This window comes from Collinsella sp. CLA-ER-H3 (genome assembly GCF_040092425.1).
Taxonomy (GTDB): Bacteria; Actinomycetota; Coriobacteriia; order Coriobacteriales; family Coriobacteriaceae; genus Collinsella.
Window position 1 is genome coordinate 1 of the sequence record NZ_JBBNLP010000031.1, and the last position, 528, is coordinate 528.

The 528-nt window shown below is 64.2% G+C and carries 1 pseudogene; it reads left to right on the forward strand.

The features are described from left to right. Window positions 1-528 (forward strand): annotated as a pseudogene (locus AAAX32_RS10030) (SIS domain-containing protein); the annotation flags it as partial.

Below are 528 nucleotides of genomic sequence, written 5' to 3' on the forward strand. Positions count from 1 at the left end.
CCGTCGTGCTCACCGCCTCCGAGTCCGGCACCACCCCCGAGGTCCTCGAGGCCGTCAAGAAGATGAAGGACATGGGCGTGCGCGTCTACGCCATGACCAAGCCCGAGGGCCTCATCGGCCAGGCTGTGGGTGCCGAGAACTGCGTCGCCATGGCTTCTGACCATGGTTCGGGCGGTTGCGAGAAGGGCTACTACCTCGCCGACTGCTTCGGCCTGCGCCTGCTCAACCGCCGTGGCTGCTTCCCCAAGTTTGACCTGTTTATCGAGCAGACCAAGGACATCTGGAAGGACATGCTCGATATCCGCAAGCGCTTCGAGCCGCGCGCCGAGGAGCTCGCCAAGAAGTACGCCCTGGCCCCCTACACCATGTTCATCGGCTCCGGCGCCCTGTGGGGCGAGACTATCCTGTTCTCGATGTGCATCCTGGAGGAGATGCAGTGGAAGCGCACCCGCTACATCACCTCGGCCGACTTCTTCCACGGCACCCTCGAGCTCGTGGAGCCCGGCGTCCCCGTGTTCCTGTTCATGG